Source organism: Pseudoxanthomonas composti (assembly GCF_004122095.1).
Taxonomy (GTDB): Bacteria; Pseudomonadota; Gammaproteobacteria; order Xanthomonadales; family Xanthomonadaceae; genus Pseudoxanthomonas_A; species Pseudoxanthomonas_A composti.
In genome coordinates this window covers 263,743-277,986 of sequence record NZ_SAWZ01000003.1, presented here as the reverse complement: position 1 = coordinate 277,986, position 14,244 = coordinate 263,743, and the positions used below count along the sequence as shown (strand labels likewise).

At 72.0% G+C, this 14,244-nt stretch carries 11 protein-coding genes; 5 read left to right on the top strand and 6 right to left on the bottom strand.

What is annotated here, in order from left to right; translation table 11 throughout:
- The first annotated feature begins 120 nt into the window (after positions 1-120).
- The gene (locus EPA99_RS07715; RefSeq protein ID WP_129470628.1) at positions 121-1,926 is read left to right on the top strand and encodes a monovalent cation:proton antiporter-2 (CPA2) family protein; all 1,806 of its coding nucleotides are present in this window, start codon (positions 121-123) and stop codon (positions 1,924-1,926) included.
- Between the two features lie 91 nt (positions 1,927-2,017).
- Here the strand turns inward: EPA99_RS07715 and EPA99_RS07710 are convergent, their stop codons facing one another.
- The 3 genes from EPA99_RS07710 to EPA99_RS07700 are packed head-to-tail and all read right to left on the bottom strand — an operon-like array spanning position 2,018 to position 5,947.
- The gene (locus EPA99_RS07710; RefSeq protein ID WP_129470627.1) at positions 2,018-2,374 is read right to left on the bottom strand and encodes a tRNA-binding protein; all 357 of its coding nucleotides are present in this window, start codon (positions 2,372-2,374) and stop codon (positions 2,018-2,020) included.
- Between the two features lie 2 nt (positions 2,375-2,376).
- Complete coding sequence (locus EPA99_RS07705) at positions 2,377-5,697, bottom strand: ankyrin repeat domain-containing protein (protein ID WP_129470626.1); 3,321 nt, start codon at positions 5,695-5,697, stop codon at positions 2,377-2,379.
- Positions 5,690-5,947 (bottom strand): YcgL domain-containing protein, encoded by a 258-nt coding sequence (locus tag EPA99_RS07700; protein ID WP_129470625.1) that lies wholly within the window; start codon positions 5,945-5,947, stop codon positions 5,690-5,692. Before EPA99_RS07700 ends, EPA99_RS07705 begins: the two co-directional genes overlap by 8 nt.
- Positions 5,948-6,174: 227 nt before the next feature.
- Between EPA99_RS07700 and EPA99_RS07695 the strand changes: the two genes are divergently transcribed.
- Genes EPA99_RS07695 through EPA99_RS07680 form a run of 4 tightly spaced genes read left to right on the top strand, consistent with a single transcriptional unit; the run spans position 6,175 to position 10,587 of the window.
- Positions 6,175-7,371 (top strand): beta-ketoacyl-[acyl-carrier-protein] synthase family protein, encoded by a 1,197-nt coding sequence (locus tag EPA99_RS07695; RefSeq protein ID WP_129470624.1) that lies wholly within the window; start codon positions 6,175-6,177, stop codon positions 7,369-7,371.
- Positions 7,368-8,150 (top strand): beta-ketoacyl synthase chain length factor, encoded by a 783-nt coding sequence (locus tag EPA99_RS07690; protein WP_129470623.1) that lies wholly within the window; start codon positions 7,368-7,370, stop codon positions 8,148-8,150. Before EPA99_RS07695 ends, EPA99_RS07690 begins: the two co-directional genes overlap by 4 nt.
- On the top strand, positions 8,147-8,971 hold the full coding sequence (locus EPA99_RS07685; protein WP_129470622.1) for a glycosyltransferase family 2 protein: 825 nt from the start codon (positions 8,147-8,149) through the stop codon (positions 8,969-8,971). The genes EPA99_RS07690 and EPA99_RS07685 overlap by 4 nt, the downstream gene beginning before the upstream one ends.
- The gene (locus EPA99_RS07680; protein WP_129470621.1) at positions 8,968-10,587 is read left to right on the top strand and encodes an NAD(P)/FAD-dependent oxidoreductase; all 1,620 of its coding nucleotides are present in this window, start codon (positions 8,968-8,970) and stop codon (positions 10,585-10,587) included. The genes EPA99_RS07685 and EPA99_RS07680 overlap by 4 nt, the downstream gene beginning before the upstream one ends.
- A gap of 116 nt (positions 10,588-10,703) precedes the next feature.
- Here EPA99_RS07680 and fabG read toward each other — a convergent pair whose 3' ends face one another.
- Genes fabG through EPA99_RS07665 form a run of 3 tightly spaced genes read right to left on the bottom strand, consistent with a single transcriptional unit; the run spans position 10,704 to position 14,228 of the window.
- Positions 10,704-11,435 (bottom strand): 3-oxoacyl-ACP reductase FabG, encoded by a 732-nt coding sequence (fabG, locus tag EPA99_RS07675; RefSeq protein WP_129470620.1) that lies wholly within the window; start codon positions 11,433-11,435, stop codon positions 10,704-10,706.
- Positions 11,432-11,902, bottom strand: a complete 471-nt coding sequence (locus EPA99_RS07670; protein WP_129470619.1) for a hotdog family protein — start codon at positions 11,900-11,902, stop codon at positions 11,432-11,434. The genes fabG and EPA99_RS07670 overlap by 4 nt, the downstream gene beginning before the upstream one ends.
- Positions 11,889-14,228: an MMPL family transporter gene (locus EPA99_RS07665; protein WP_129470618.1), complete on the bottom strand. Its 2,340-nt coding sequence runs from the start codon at positions 14,226-14,228 to the stop codon at positions 11,889-11,891. Before EPA99_RS07665 ends, EPA99_RS07670 begins: the two co-directional genes overlap by 14 nt.
- Positions 14,229-14,244: the final 16 nt, after the last annotated feature.

Genomic DNA, 14,244 nt, shown 5'->3' with positions numbered 1-14,244 from the left:
TCGCCAGGCCGCTTGAGCCAGTCGCATGACATGAATCGCAGCGATTGCTTACGCACCGGAGCATCCACGAAGCACCGCAAGGCTTGCATGGCGCCGCATAATGCGGCACGGAGGTTGCGCATGCACGGCGATAGTCTGGTCCTGTCCCTGGTGTTCCTGCTGGCGGCGGTCATCGCCGTGCCGGTGTTCAAGCGCCTGGGCCTGGGCGCGGTGCTGGCGTACCTGGTGGCCGGCGTGGTGCTCGGCCCCGATGGCCTGGGCCTGGTGCGCGATGCCGACCGCATCCTCAACGCCGCCGAGATCGGCGTGATCATGATGCTGTTCGTGATCGGGCTGGAGCTCTCGCCCTCGCGCCTGCGGGTGATGCGCAAGCCGGTATTCGGTGCCGGCGGCCTGCAGGTGCTGCTCAGCGGCGCGGCGCTGGGCGGGATGCTGTTCGCCTATGGCCAGAGCTGGAAAGCGGCATTGGTGGTCGGCCTGGGCCTGGCCCTGTCCTCCACGGCGGTGAGCCTGCAGCTGCTGGCCGAGCGCAAGGAACTGGCTACCGACCACGGGCGCCTGGGCTTTGCCGTGCTGCTGTTCCAGGACCTGGCGGCGATCCCGCTGCTGGCGGCCATCCCGCTACTGGCCGGGGCCAAGAACCAGACCCTGACCTGGCCCGACGCCATGCGCGCCATCGGCGCGATCGTCATGGTGATCGCCGGCGGCCGCCTGCTGCTGCGGCACGTGTTCCGCATCGTGGCGCGCACGCGCATGCCGGAGGTGTTCACCGCCACCTCGCTGCTGGTGGTGCTGGGCAGCGCGTGGTTCCTGCAGCTGGCCGGCCTGAGCGCCGGGCTGGGGGCGTTCCTGGCCGGCGTGCTGCTGTCCGACTCGGAATTCCGGCACGAGCTGGAATCGCAGATCGAGCCGTTCAAGAGCCTCCTGCTGGGCCTGTTCTTCATCGCCATCGGCATGACCATCGACCTGGACCGCGTGATCGCCGAGCCGGGGCGCATCGCCGCCGGGGTCGGCATCCTGCTGGCGGTGAAGTTCTGCATCCTGCTGCTGGTCGGGCGGATGCCTGGGCGACTGGGCTGGCGCAGCGCGCTCAGGCTCGGCGGCGTGCTGTGGCTGGGCGGGGAGTTCGCCTTCGTGGTGTTCAACCAGGCCGAACAGGTGGGCCTGCTCAGCGCCGCCGACAACGACCGCCTGGTGGCCATCGTGGGTCTGTCGATGGCGCTGACGCCGCTGCTGCTGATCGCCCTGACGCGCTGGCTGGCGGCCACGGAACGCGGGGCGCCCAGGCGCGCGTTCGACACGATGGAAGACACCCAGCCGCGGGTGCTGGTCGCCGGCATGGGCCGCTTCGGGCAGATCGTGGCGCGCCTGCTGACCGCCCAGCACATTCCGTTCGTGGCGCTGGAACACAGCGCCGAGACCATCGACGACCTGCGCCGCTTCGGCAATGCGCGCATCTACTACGGCGATCCGACGCGGCCGGACCTGCTGCGTTCGGCCGGCGCCGAGCACGTGCGGGTGTTCGTGGTGGCCATGGACGATCCGGAGACCAACATCCGCGCTGCACGCCTGATGCGACGCATGTACCCGCATGCCACGGTGCTGGCGCGCGCACGCAACCGCCAGCATGCCTGGCGGCTGATGGACCTCAACGCCGAACCGTTCCGCGAGACCTTCGGCTCCAGCCTGGAGCTGGGCGAGCGCACGCTGCAAGCGCTGGGAATCGACGCGGGCAAGGCCGCCGAGGACGTGCGCCGCTTCCGCGCGCACGATGAGAAGGTGTTGCGCGAGCAGTACCTGGTCTACGACGACGAGGCCGCGGTGATCCAGACCGCCCGCGCGGCGCGTCGCGACCTGGAAAAACTGTTCGCCGCCGACGAGCAGGACGGGGAGAGCGAGGCGGCGCCGGCGCCGCTTGAGAAGTGAGTGGTGAAGCCAGGAGTGAGGAGTGAGCAAGAGCAGTGGCTTTTCGCCCTTGCTCACTCCTCACTTCTCGCCCCACCCCTCACTCCTGGCCTCAAGCCAGGCGCGCCCCGTTCGCCACAGGTCGCTCGACCGTGGTGACCACCACGCCGTCTTCGGTGTGGAAGCCGGTGAGCAGGAACTGCGAGCGCATTGGGCCGATCTGCTTCTCGGGGAAGTTGATCACCCCCACGATCTGCCGGCCCACCAGGTCCTGCGGCTGGTAGAGGCCGGTGATCTGCGCGCTGGTCTTGCGCTCGCCGTAGGGGCCGAAGTCCACCCACACCTGATAGGCCGGCTTGCGCGCCTGCGGGAAGGGCTCCACCCGCAGCACGGTACCGGCCACCATCACCACGCGCTCAAAATCGGCCCACTCAATGGGGGCGTGTCCGGGCGCTGAGGGCTGCTCCATCGTCAGCCCCGCTCGCGCAGGAAACGGCTCAGCGGGGCGCCCGTGCCGGGGACCGGGGGGGCCAGCTCGCTGGCGACATCGACGAAGCCGCGCATCACCGCGATCTCGCGCGGGGTGCGGCCCAGGGCATCGCGCATGTCCGGGTCGGCGCCGGCACGCTGCAGGCGCTGCACCACGTGCAGCATGCCGTGCAGGGCCGACAGGTGCAGCGGGCCGAAGCCACGCGGGTCCTTGACCTCCAGCGACACGCCCTCGTCCAGCAGGTGGGCCAGCGCGGTCAGGATCACCTCTTCATTGGCGCTGGTGCCCGGCTCGGCGCGCGCGCCCAGCAGCAGCAGCAGCGGCGTGACCGAGCCGGCCGCGGCGGCCTCGGGGTCGGCGCCGGCCAGCAGCAGGGTATCCAGCAGCGCCACCAGGCGCTCGCGATCGCTGCAGGAGAAGCCGAACAGGGCGGCGCAGTGCAGCGCGGTCAGGCCCTGGTCGTCGCTGGCCTGGATGTCCGCGCCCGCGGTGAGCAGCCGCGCGCAGATGTCCGGCAGGCCCAGCGCGGCGGCCAGCATCAGCACGGTGACGCCGCCGGGCAGGCGCTGTTCCAGGTCCACGCCGCTGGCGATCAGGGCGGCGACCACGTCGGTCTGGCGCATGCTCACCGCCGCCGACAGCGGGGTGGCGCCCGAACGCGCGGCCTGGCCGGCGTCGGCGCCGCGCGCCAGCAGCAGCTCGACCGTGGCCAGGTGCCCGCCACCGGCCGCGCGCAGCAGCGCGCTGCAGCCCTGCCCGTCCACCGCATCGATGGGAAAGCCCAGCGCCAGCAGGCGGCGCACGGCATCGGCATCGCCAGCCATTGCCGCCGAGGGCAGGTCGGCCGCGCGTAAAGGACGCGTCGGCAATTTCCAGCCGCGCCAATCCAGCCAGTCGGCCAGGTCGCGGCGGCCGCTGGACAGCGCCACGCCCAACGGCGTCTGGCCATCGGCGGCGCGCACATCCGGGCGCGCGCCGTGCGCGATCAGGCGGCGCACGTCTTCCTCGCGCCCCAGCGCGGCGGCCAGGTGCAGGGGCGACATGCCACGCGCGTCGCGCGCCTGGCGGTCCGCGCCGCGCAGCAACAGGTCATCGGCCAGCGCGGCCCAGTCCAGGCGCAGGGCCAGCGACAACGGCGGGTCGCCGGCCGGAGACACAGCCAACAGATCCGCGCCGCGTTCGATCAGCCCGCGGGCGAAAGTCTCGGCCGCCGCATCGCCCTGGCCCTCGGCCAGGCAGGCGGCCATGAAGCGGGCCAGGCCGCCGCGTCCGCTCGGCGAAAGGCCGGTGTTGAGCAGCACACGCGCGATCGGCATGCCCGCCGCGCCCTGCGCCAGGGCCGCCATCAAGGGGGTGTCGCGCTGGCTGTTGAGCACCTCCGGCGCCGCGCCGTGGCGCAGCAGCCAGCGCACCGCGCCGACATCGCCGGTCAGGGCCGGGTCGTGCAGCAGGGCGCCGAGTTCCTCCGGCGCGCACAGCTTCACCAGGCCATCCAGGTCCTCCAGCTTGCGCGCGGCCAGGGCATCGCGCAGCAGCGAGGCCGGGGTGCGGTCCGGCGGGGTCTCGGCCCCGCCTTCGGCCACGGCCGAAGGCAAGGGGTAGTCGGGGTCGAGCGCGCTCACCAAGGCCCAGCGGCCGGCTTCCGCGGCCAGGTCCACGGCGCGGCGTCCCTCACGGTCGGCCTGCTGCGCGTCCACCCCCAGCTCCAGCAGACGAGTGATGCGCGCCGGGGCGATGGACTCGGCCGCACAGGCCAGGGCCAGCGCGTTGCGGCCCTGGGCGTCCACGGCGTTCACGTCGGCGCCGGCCCGGGCCAGGGCATCGAGCACCGGGCCGCGCCCGGCGCGTGCCGCATCCAGCCAGGGCGTGCGCTGCGCGTCATCGCGCGCGTCGACCTCGGCGCCGGCCGCCAGCAGGGCTTCGCAGATCTCCAGATGGCCGGCCAGGGCCGCCTCGTGCAGCGGCGTCCGGCCGCCGGCGCCGCGCACATTGAGCTTGGCCTTGTGCTTGAGCAGCAACTGCACGCCGGCCGGGTCGTCCTCCTCGGTGGCCGCGGCGGCCAGCAGCACGGCGCGGCCCTGCGGCGGCTCGGGCTTGGCATGGCGCTCCAGCAGGTACTTGGCCAGGCGCCAGTTGCCGACCAGGCAGGCCACGCCCAGCGGGGTCAGCCCTTCCTTGTTGAGCGCGTCGATCTCGGCGGCGGCATCGCGCAGCAGCGCGGCCACGCCCGGGTCGGAACTGCGCGCGGCATGGTGCAGCGGGGTGTTGCCGTCGCGGTCGCCGATCCGCGGATCGGCGCCATTGGCCAGCAGCGTGGTCACCGCGTCCGGGCGGCCGTGCCAGCTGTCGCGCGTGGCCGCCAGCAGCGGCGTCATGCCGGCGTGCAGCTGGTTCACGTCCACGCCGTGGGCGATCAAGGTGCGCAGCAGTCGCAGGTCCGGCAGCACCGCGGCCAAGGCGACCAGGGCGCGCTGGTCGCGGCCTTGCGGCGGCGGCGCGGCGCGCGGGTCGGCGCCCTGCTCCAGCAGCTCCAGCGCGCGGTCCACGCGGCCGCTGCGCGCGGCTTCGTATAGCGCGCCGTCGAGCGAGCGGTCGATGGCCGGCTCCGGCGGCAGCGGCGCCAGCGGTGCGGGCGCGGCCACCAGCGGAATCTCCTCGCGCGGGGCCGGCCTTGGCGTGCGCATCTCCATCACCGGCAGGCCGGCCGCGCGCGGGGTGCGCTGCAGGATCCAGTGCAGCACCGGCGAGAGCAGGGCGAAAGCCACCGCGGCAGGCAGTCGGGCGTGGCTGGGCAGCAGCGCTGGCCAGGCCAGGCACAGCAGCGCGGCGATGATCGAGGCCGGCACCAGGGCCACGGCCAGCCCGCGCCAGGCACCGGCTTCCGCGGCCTTGAGCGCATGCAGATGGCGCCCGGCCGGGGCGCTTTGCCGCTCCACCGACTGCCACAGCGGCCAGGTGCGCCACAGTGCGATCACGCAACCCGCGGCGGCGGCGCTCAGGCCCAGCGTGGCGCTCAGGCTGGCCGCGCCGCGCAGGCTGCCCAGCGGCCAGGCCAGCAGCCCGCCGGCCACCGCCAGGGCCAGCGCCCACAGCAGCGTCGGGGCCAGCAGGTCGTGCTGTAGGAACCGCGCCGAGGGCCGCCCGCGGGTGCCGGCGAACCAGGACACGGCCAGCGCCAGGGCCGGCTGCGCCAGCCAGCCGCCCAGCAGCGCGGGCAGCCCCGGCCAGAAGGTCAGCAGGGACAGCAGCAGCCCTGCGACCAGGGCCACGATGGCCAGCCGGCGATGGGCGGGGTCAGGCATCGGCGCTGCCGTTCAGGGCCCAGGTCGGCGGGAACTGGATGTGGAACCCGTGCGCGGACAGGTTGGCGCGCACGGCCTTGACGTCGTCGCGCGCCAGCTTGCGCTCGGGCGTCAGCGCCACGTCCAGCACGAACTGCAGCTCGCCCAGCTGCGTGCGCAGCGGCTCGGGTACGCGCGCGAAATCGTCGCGCGCCGCCAGGTACACATAGGTATCGGCCTTGCGCAGGCTCTTGTAGACGTAGGCTTGCATCCGGGCAATGCCGCAACATGCTGGAAAAGTGGCCTGAATTGTGCGCGAAATGCCCTCCCTGCGATACCCGCGCAACTGAACGTGCAGCGCGGCGGCGCGGGCGCAGCGTTCACGCGCAGCGGCGGCCGGCCGCGACATGACCGCTGCAGGGCGATGGCTATACTCGCCCTCCTCCGTATCGCCCAGAGCAAGCCATCGCCGTGCCTTCATCGCAATCCTTGCCCCGGATGACGCCGCTGGCGGTAACCCATTTCACCTCCACCACCGCCCTGGGCCCCGGTCTGTCGGCGCAGCGCCAGGGCCTGCAGCAGCGCCGCAGCGGCCTGCGCGCCAACGACTTCGGACCCGAAGGGCGCCTGCCCTGCTACATCGGCCGCGTCGAGGGCGTTGAGGACGTGCAGCTGCCAGCGCATCTGGCCGATTGGGATTGCCGCAACAACCGCCTGGCCTGGCTGGCGCTGCAGCAGGACGGCATGGCCCAGGCGGTGGCGGCTGCGCGCGAGCGCCACGGCGCCGGCCGCGTGGCCGTAGTGATGGGCACCTCAACGTCCAGCATCGGCGCTAGCGAGGAGGCCTACACGCGGCTGCAGCAGGACGAACAGGGCGAGTGTTTCCCCGAGGACCTGCAGCGCCCCATCGTGCACACGCCGCATTCGCTGGGCGACTTCGTCCAGCACGCCACCGGGCTGGCCGGGCCCTGCATCACCGTGGCCACCGCGTGCTCCTCCAGCGCCAAGGTGTTCGCGCAGGCCGCGCGGCTGATCCAGACCGGGCTGGTCGATGCGGCCCTGGTCGGCGGCGTGGACACGCTGTGCGGCAGCGTGCTGTTCGGCTTCAACTCGCTGCAGCTGGTGTCCACCCAGCGCTGCCGTCCCTTCGATGCGCGCCGCGACGGGCTTTCGCTGGGCGAGGCCGGTGGCTTTGCGCTGCTGCAACGCGTGCAGGACGCCGATGCCGACGCCCTGCAGCTGTGCGGCTATGGCGAATCCAGCGATGCCCACCACATGTCCGCGCCGCATCCGCAGGGCCTGGGCGCGCAGCTGGCCATGCGCGATGCGCTGGCGCGCGCGGGCATCGAGGCGGGCGAGCTGGACTACCTCAACCTGCACGGCACCTCGACCCCGGCCAACGACTCGGTCGAGGCCCTGGCGGTGGCGGCGCTGTTCCCGCCCAGCCTGCATGCGGCCTCGACCAAGGCCTGGACCGGCCACACCCTGGGCGCGGCCGGCATCGTCGAATCGGTCTTCGCGCTCATCGCGCTGGCCGATGGGCAGCTGCCCGGCACACTCAACAGCGAGCAACCCGACCCGGCCTGCGGGCCGCAGATCCGCTTCGCGCCCGAAACCCGCCCGGTGAAGTACGCCATGAACAATTCCTTCGGCTTCGGCGGCAACAACTGCGCGCTGGTGTTCGGCCGCGCATGATGGCCCAGGTCCTTTCCGCACACGTCCAGGGCGTCGGCTTCTGGTGCAAGGGTCTGCCCAGCTGGGAGACCGCCCGCGCCTTCATCGCCGAGGGCAGCACGCCGGAGTCCGCGCCTGCGCGTCCGGCGCCGCAGCTGCTGGCGCCCAACGAGCGCCGCCGGGCCCCTGAGACGGTCGCCGTGGCGCTGGAGGTGGCCCTGGCCGCCTGCCACGCCGCCGGCCGCGACATCGCCACCCTGCCCTCAGTGTTCACCTCCACCCACGGCGATCTGGCCATCACCGACTACATGTGCCGCACGCTGGCCGAAGACCCCACCAGCCTCTCGCCGATCCGCTTCCACAACTCGGTCCACAACGCCGCCGCCGGCTACTGGACCATCGGCGCCGGCACGCACGCCCCCAGCACCGCCATCAGCGCCCTGCACGGCAGCTTCGCCCAGGGCCTGATCGAGGCCATGGTGCAGGTCGCCACCGGCACCGAGGCGGTGCTGGTGGTGGGTTACGACAGCCAGTCCACCGGGCCGCTGGGCCGGGTCTCGCGCAGCGAAGGCCTGCTGGGCGGCGCGCTGGTGCTCACCGGCGCCGGCGATGGCCCGCGCCTTCACATCTCCATCGAAGCGGACGGCACGCCGAGTCCGCCGGGCGCACTGCAGCGCTTTGCCGCGGGCAATGCGATGGCGCCGATGCTGCCGCTGTTCGAACTCCTGGCGGCAGGGGGCGGTGACTGCGTGCTGGAGGCAAGCGCGCACAGCACGCTGCGCACGGTACTCGCGCCATGAGCGCCACGACGCTGACCGCCGACCATGTCGCGGTGGTGGTGCCAGCGCTCAACGAGGCGCTGCGCATTCGCCAGGTGGTCGCCGACGCCCTGGCGCACTGCCCGCGGGTGATCGTGGTCGACGATGGTTCGGACGACGACACGGTCGAGCGCATCGCCGACCTGCCGGTTACGGTGCTGCGGCATCCGCGCCGCCTGGGCAAGGGCGCGGCGCTGCGCAGCGGCTTTGCCGAGGCCGGGCGCCAGGGCGCGCAGGCGGTGCTCACCATGGATGGCGACGGCCAGCACGATGCGGCCGACATCCCGCGCCTGATCGCCGCGGCCAACCGCCACCCCGGCGCGGTCATCGTCGGCGCGCGCCTGCGCAAGCGCGCCAGCCAGCCCTTCATCCGCCGCATCGGCAACGACTTCGGCGATTGGGGCATCGCCTGGGGCTGCGGCTTCCGCCTGGTGGACAGCCAGAGCGGTCAGCGCCTGTATCCCAAGGCCGTGTTCGAGCTGCAGGACGTGGCCGGCGAAGGCTTCGTGTTCGAGGCGCAGATGCTGATCTCCGCCGCGCGCCGCACCGGCGCGCGCGTGGTGGCCGTGCCGATCGAGACGCGCTACATGCACCTGGAAGCCCCGGGCACCTTCCGCAAGAGCCACTTCCGGCTGGTGCGCGACCTGTGGAAGATCACCTCGCATGTGGTGGCCCAGGTCTGGGCCTACGGCCATGTGATCCGCGAATACCGGCGCACCCGCGCCCACCCGCCGCTGATCGACGACCCTTCCGGCGAATTTGATACCGTGTCCACCTCGCCGCGAAACCACGCCGCCCCATGAATGCAACGCGCGCCGATGTCGTCATCACCGGAGGTGGCCTGGCCGGGCTGACCCTGGCCATCCAGCTCAAGCAGCGCGATCCGGACATGGCCGTGACCGTGCTGGAACGCCGCCAGCATCCGGTGCGCGAGGCCGCCTTCAAGGTCGGCGAATCCAGCGTGGAGATCGGGGCGCACTATTTCGCCGAAGTGCTGGGCCTGCGCGAGCACCTGGAATCGGCGCAGATCCGCAAGTTCGGCTTCCGCTTCTTCTTTTCCGATGGCCGCAAGGACATCGACCGCTGCACCGAGCTGGGCGTCAGCCGCCTGCTGCCCACGCCTTCCTGGCAGATCGATCGCGGCCGTTTCGAGAACTACCTCGGTGAGCATGCGCGCGCCCTGGGCGTGGGCTTCGTCGATGGCTGCAGCGTACGCGGCGTGGACCTGGCCGACGGGGAAGGCGACCACGTGGTGCGGTTCGAGCAGCAGGGCCAGGCCGGCGCGCTGCAGGCGCGCTGGGTGGTCGATGCCAGCGGCCGTGCCGGGCTGCTCAAGCGCAAGCTGGGCCTGGCCCAGGACAATGCGCACAACGCCAATGCGGTGTGGTGGCGGGTGGAAGGGCTGGTGGACCCCAACAGCTGGTCCTCCGATCCGTCCTGGCTGCAGCGCTGCACCCCGCCCGATCGCTGGCGCTCGACCAATCACATGTGCGGGCCGGGCTACTGGTTCTGGCTGATCCCGCTGTCCTCCGGCGCCCATTCGCTGGGCATCGTCTGCGATGCGCGCATGCATCCGCTGGAGACGATGAACACCCACGACAAGGCCATGGCCTGGCTGCGCGAGCACCAGCCGCAGGTGGCGCGTACGCTGGACGCCAGCGAGCACCGGCTGCAGGACTTCCTGTTCCTGCGCAACTTCTCCTACGGCTGCAAGCAGGTGTTCTCGGCCGACCGCTGGGCCCTGACCGGCGAGGCCGGGGTGTTCCTGGACCCGTTCTATTCGCCGGGCAGCGATTTCATCGCCATCTCCAACACCTACATCTGCGAGCTGATCGGCCGCGACCGCGCCGGCAAGTCCTTTGCCCCGCATGCCGAGCTGTACCAGCAGCTGTATTTCTCCTTCTACGAGAACACCCTGACGCTCTACCAGGATCAGTACCCGATCTTTGGCGATGCGCAGGTCATGCCGCTGAAGGTGATCTGGGACTACACCTACTACTGGTCGCTGCTGGCGCCGCTGTACTGCAGCGGGCACATCACCGACATCGGCCTGCTCGGCCGCCTGAAGCCCGACTTCCTGCGCGCGCGCGACCTCAACCTGTCCGTGCAGGCGCTGCTGCGCGACTGGAGCGCGCGCAACCCCGCCGAGCCGCAGTCCGGCGGGCGCCTGCTGGACCAGTACCACATCGATTGGTTCCGGGCGCTCAATGGCGAGCTGCAGGACCATCCCGACGCCGACACCTTCCTGCAGCGCGCGCAGCGCAACGTGCTGCGCATGGGCGCCCTGGCCGCCGAGCTGCTGCAGCAGGCGCGCCAGGCGCACCCGGACATCGATGACCACGGCATCACCGCGCTGCTGCAGGACGACTCGACGGTAAGCGCGTCGCTGGAGGCGTGCTGGTATTCGAGCGCGGCCTGAAGGCCTGGCGTCACCCCTGAAGCCGCTCCCACAGGGTCGACTCTCGCCTTTCAGTCCGGCCTCACCTTCGGAGCAAGGCCGCGACGCGCATCGGCAAAGCGATGCGCCCTGCCGCTTCAGCCCATGCCGCCGTTGACGCCGATCACCTGGCCATTGATGTAGCCGGCCGCATCCGAACACAGGAAGCCCACCAGCGCGGCCACTTCCCCGGCCTTGCCGGCACGGCCGGCCGGCACCAGCTGCTTGATCGCCTCGGGCGGAAAGCTTTCGCCGATCATCGCCCCCTCGATCACCCCGGGCGCCACGACATTGGCGGTGATGCCACGGCTGGCCATCTCGCGCGCCAGGGACTTGGTCGCCCCGTGCAGCGCGGCCTTGGCCGCGGCGTAGTTGGTCTGGCCCCGGTTGCCGATGACCGCGGCCACAGATGAGATGCACACCACCCGGCCCCAGCGCGTGCGCGCCATCGGCAGCAGCAGCGGCTGGGTGACGTGGAAGAAGCCGTGCAGCGACACGTCGATCACCCGATGCCACTGCTCGGCGCGCATGCCGGCCATCGGCGCGTCGTCGTGGATGCCGGCGTTGTTGACCACCACCTGCACCGGCCCCTGTTCCAGCAATGTGGCCACTGCCGCCGCACTGGCCTCGCCATCGGCCAGGTCGAAGGCCACCGCCTGGGCGCTGCCGCCGGCCTGCGCGATCGCCTCGACCACCGCCTGCGCCCGCGCCAGATTGCCGTTGGCGTGCACGATCACGTGTAAGCCGTCGGCGGCCAGCCTGCGGCAGATCGCACCGCCCAGATCGCCACTGCCGCCTGTCACCAGTGCGCGTCGCGGACTGTGGTTCATGCCCTGTCTCCTTCAGAGGGTGTCGGCGCGCCCAGCATCACCGAGGCGCGGCCTTCGGCCAGCAGCGTGGCCGTGCCAAAGCCGGGCTCGTGAGTGATGCGGAAGTGGTACTGCTGGCTGTCCTCGGACTGCATCAGCACCTCGGCCTGGCAGCGCAGCGCGCCGGGCAGGTCATCGATGAAATCAACGTGCAGCTGCACCGCGCGCAGCGCCACCAGCATGCCCGGGCGCACCGGCGCGCCGCTGGCCTGGCCCAGCAGGCCACCGTGCACGGCCATGGCCTGCGCGCCGTACTCGCACAGATGCAGCGCGCGCAGCACGCCCTGGGAGCGCAGCGGATGCGCTGGATCGCGGTGGCCGTGGCTGCGCAGCACGATGCGCGCGGCATCCCATTGCTCCACCTGCTCCCACAGGCACATCAGGCCCTGGTGGGGAATCAGCCGCGCGATCGCCTCACGGTCCTGCATGGGCGTCCTCCTCGACATGCTCGCGCGAGACCAGCAGGGCCAGCACGAAGTTGAACACCACCCCCAGCGTCACCGTCACGCCGATGGCGCGCAGCACCGGGATGCTGGACATGCCCAGCAGCGCGAACACCAGCACCGTCATCAGGCTGCACACGATCAGCGCATGCAGCGTACGCAGCTGGTCGTGGCGGTCATCGCCGGCATGGTCGAAGAACAGCGCGTAGTCCAGCCCGAGTCCGGCGGCCAGGATCAGGGCGATCAGGTGGAACAGGTTCAGCTCCACCCCGAACAGGCGCAGCACCGCCACGATCAGCAAGGTGGTCAGGGCCATCGGCAGCAGCACGCGCGCGATGCGGCGCGGCTCGCGCAGGGCGATGGCCACGGTCAGCGCCAGCAGCAGCGCCGCCACGCCCAGCGCGCCCAGGACGCGCCCGCGGTAGGCGGTGACCAGCGATTCGGAGGCTTCCTTCAGATCCATCAGCTGCGCGTCGGTGCCCTGCAGGGCCTGGCGCAGCGTCTCCGGGCGGCTCAGCCCGACCAGGGACACCAGCGCGGTCACGTGCTGGCCCTGGTCCAGCAGCAGGCCCTGGACCGAGCTGGCCAGCGGCGTGCCGACCAGGTCCGAGGGCCGCAGCGGGTGCGCGGTGCGCGCCGTCTCCAGGTCGGCCAGGAACGGAGCGAAGGCTTCCGGCCGGAACGGCGAGCCTTCAGTTGCGCGCGCCAGCATGGCACCGGCGTACAGCGGGTCCGGCAGCCGCGCCTGGCGCATGCGCTGGCGCTCCTCGCTGGGCAGGTAGCGGGCGGACATGTCGTAGCCGGCCAGGGCGCCTTCGCGCACCAGCGTGTCCAGGCGCCCGCGCAGGGCCTCGGACGCCTGCAGCGCGGCCTGTTCGTCGCCAGCCTGCACCGCCAGCAGGTAGCGCACGTCCGGCGCGCCCAGCTCGCCGCGCAGATGGGCATCGCGCGCCAGCGCCTCGGGCGGCACCGGCGTCAGCTTGGACAGGTCGTTCTCCCAGAACGCGCCCGGGCGCAGGGCAATGACCGCCACCGCGGCCAGCGCCAGCAGGGCCAGGGTCCAGCGCGGACGCGGCAGGCGCGCGATGGCCCGCCACAGCCACGCCAGGCGCGGCGAGTCGGCGAAATCGCGCTGCGCCGGATCGATCAGCGCCGGCAGCAGCAGGCGCGTGGTCAGCGCCGCGGTCGCCAGGCCGGCGATGGTGAACACCGCCAGCTGGCGCAGCCCGTCCACGCCTGAGAACAGGAAGGTCACATAGGCGATGCAGGTGGCGACCACGCCGGTAGCCAGGGTCGGCCACAGCAGGCGCGCATTGAGCCGCGGCGACAGGCCGGGGCGCTGGTGGCTGAAGAGGTGGATCGGGTAGTCCTGCACCACGCCGATCAAGGTGAAGCCGAAGGCCACGGTGATGCCGTGCACGCCTTCGAACAGCAGCGCCACCGCGGCCAGCCCCGCCAGTCCGGCACTGGCCAGCGGCAGCACGCCCAGCACCGGGATCTTCCAGCTGCGGTAGGCGATCAGCAGCAGCAGCACCAGCCCCACGGTGTCCAGGGTGCCGATCCACTGCGCCTCGGCCTGGGTGCGGCCGCCGATTTCCACCGAGAACGCGCCCGGCCCGGTCAGCACCAGCTGGCTGCCGCTGCCCTTGGCGATCGCGGCGAAGGCGGCGTGGATCGCGCCCACGGCCAGTTCCTGCCCGGTGGGGTCGAAGCCGGCCGCGCGCGTCTGCGCGACCAGCAGCGCCGAGGTGCCCGCCTTGTCGAACCACACGCCCTGGCGCTGCTGCGGACCACCGGCCGGCTGCAGCTGCTCGGCCACGGCCAGCGTTTCCAGCGTCGGGTCGCTGGGGATCATCGGTTCCACCATCGCGGCGGCCGGCGAGCCCAGGTCCTGCAGACGTTCGTCCAGGGCCGCGCGCAACGCCTCCACGCCCAGCGGCTGTTGGTCGTAGCGCTCGGTCAGCAGATAGCGGTACGGCAGCAGTTCCCGGGGCATGGCATCCAGCGAGGCCTCGCCCCCGTTGGCCACGAACTGGAAGGCCGGGTTGGCCGCCAGCGCCTGCTGCAGCTGGCGCGATTGCCTGGCCAGGGTGGCCGGGTCGCTGCCGGCGATGGACATCAGCAGCAGGCGCGAGCCCGGGCCCTCGCCCAGCTCGTCCATCAGCAGCCGCTGCGCCGGCGTGCGCGCCTGCGGCATGAACTTGCGCAGGTCGCCGGAGACCTGCAGGGTGGCGCCCAGCCACCAGGCCGCACCTGCCAGCACGGCCAGCCAGACCAGCGCGAAGACGATACGGCGACGCGGTGTCAGCATGCGCACGGACTCAGGA

Excerpts from the sequence above, each read along its gene's own strand:
- EPA99_RS07710 (WP_129470627.1), bottom strand. The coding sequence starts at position 2,374 with ATGGAGCAGCCCTCAGCGCCCGGACACGCCCCCATTGAGTGGGCCGAT.
- EPA99_RS07695 (WP_129470624.1), top strand. The coding sequence starts at position 6,175 with ATGACGCCGCTGGCGGTAACCCATTTCACCTCCACCACCGCCCTGGGC.
- EPA99_RS07700 (WP_129470625.1), bottom strand. The coding sequence starts at position 5,947 with ATGCAAGCCTACGTCTACAAGAGCCTGCGCAAGGCCGATACCTATGTG.
- fabG (WP_129470620.1), bottom strand. The coding sequence starts at position 11,435 with ATGAACCACAGTCCGCGACGCGCACTGGTGACAGGCGGCAGTGGCGAT.
- EPA99_RS07670 (WP_129470619.1), bottom strand. The coding sequence starts at position 11,902 with ATGCAGGACCGTGAGGCGATCGCGCGGCTGATTCCCCACCAGGGCCTG.
- EPA99_RS07665 (WP_129470618.1), bottom strand. The coding sequence starts at position 14,228 with ATGCTGACACCGCGTCGCCGTATCGTCTTCGCGCTGGTCTGGCTGGCC.
- EPA99_RS07705 (WP_129470626.1), bottom strand. The coding sequence starts at position 5,697 with ATGCCTGACCCCGCCCATCGCCGGCTGGCCATCGTGGCCCTGGTCGCA.
- EPA99_RS07690 (WP_129470623.1), top strand. The coding sequence starts at position 7,368 with ATGATGGCCCAGGTCCTTTCCGCACACGTCCAGGGCGTCGGCTTCTGG.
- EPA99_RS07685 (WP_129470622.1), top strand. The coding sequence starts at position 8,147 with ATGAGCGCCACGACGCTGACCGCCGACCATGTCGCGGTGGTGGTGCCA.
- EPA99_RS07715 (WP_129470628.1), top strand. The coding sequence starts at position 121 with ATGCACGGCGATAGTCTGGTCCTGTCCCTGGTGTTCCTGCTGGCGGCG.
- EPA99_RS07680 (WP_129470621.1), top strand. The coding sequence starts at position 8,968 with ATGAATGCAACGCGCGCCGATGTCGTCATCACCGGAGGTGGCCTGGCC.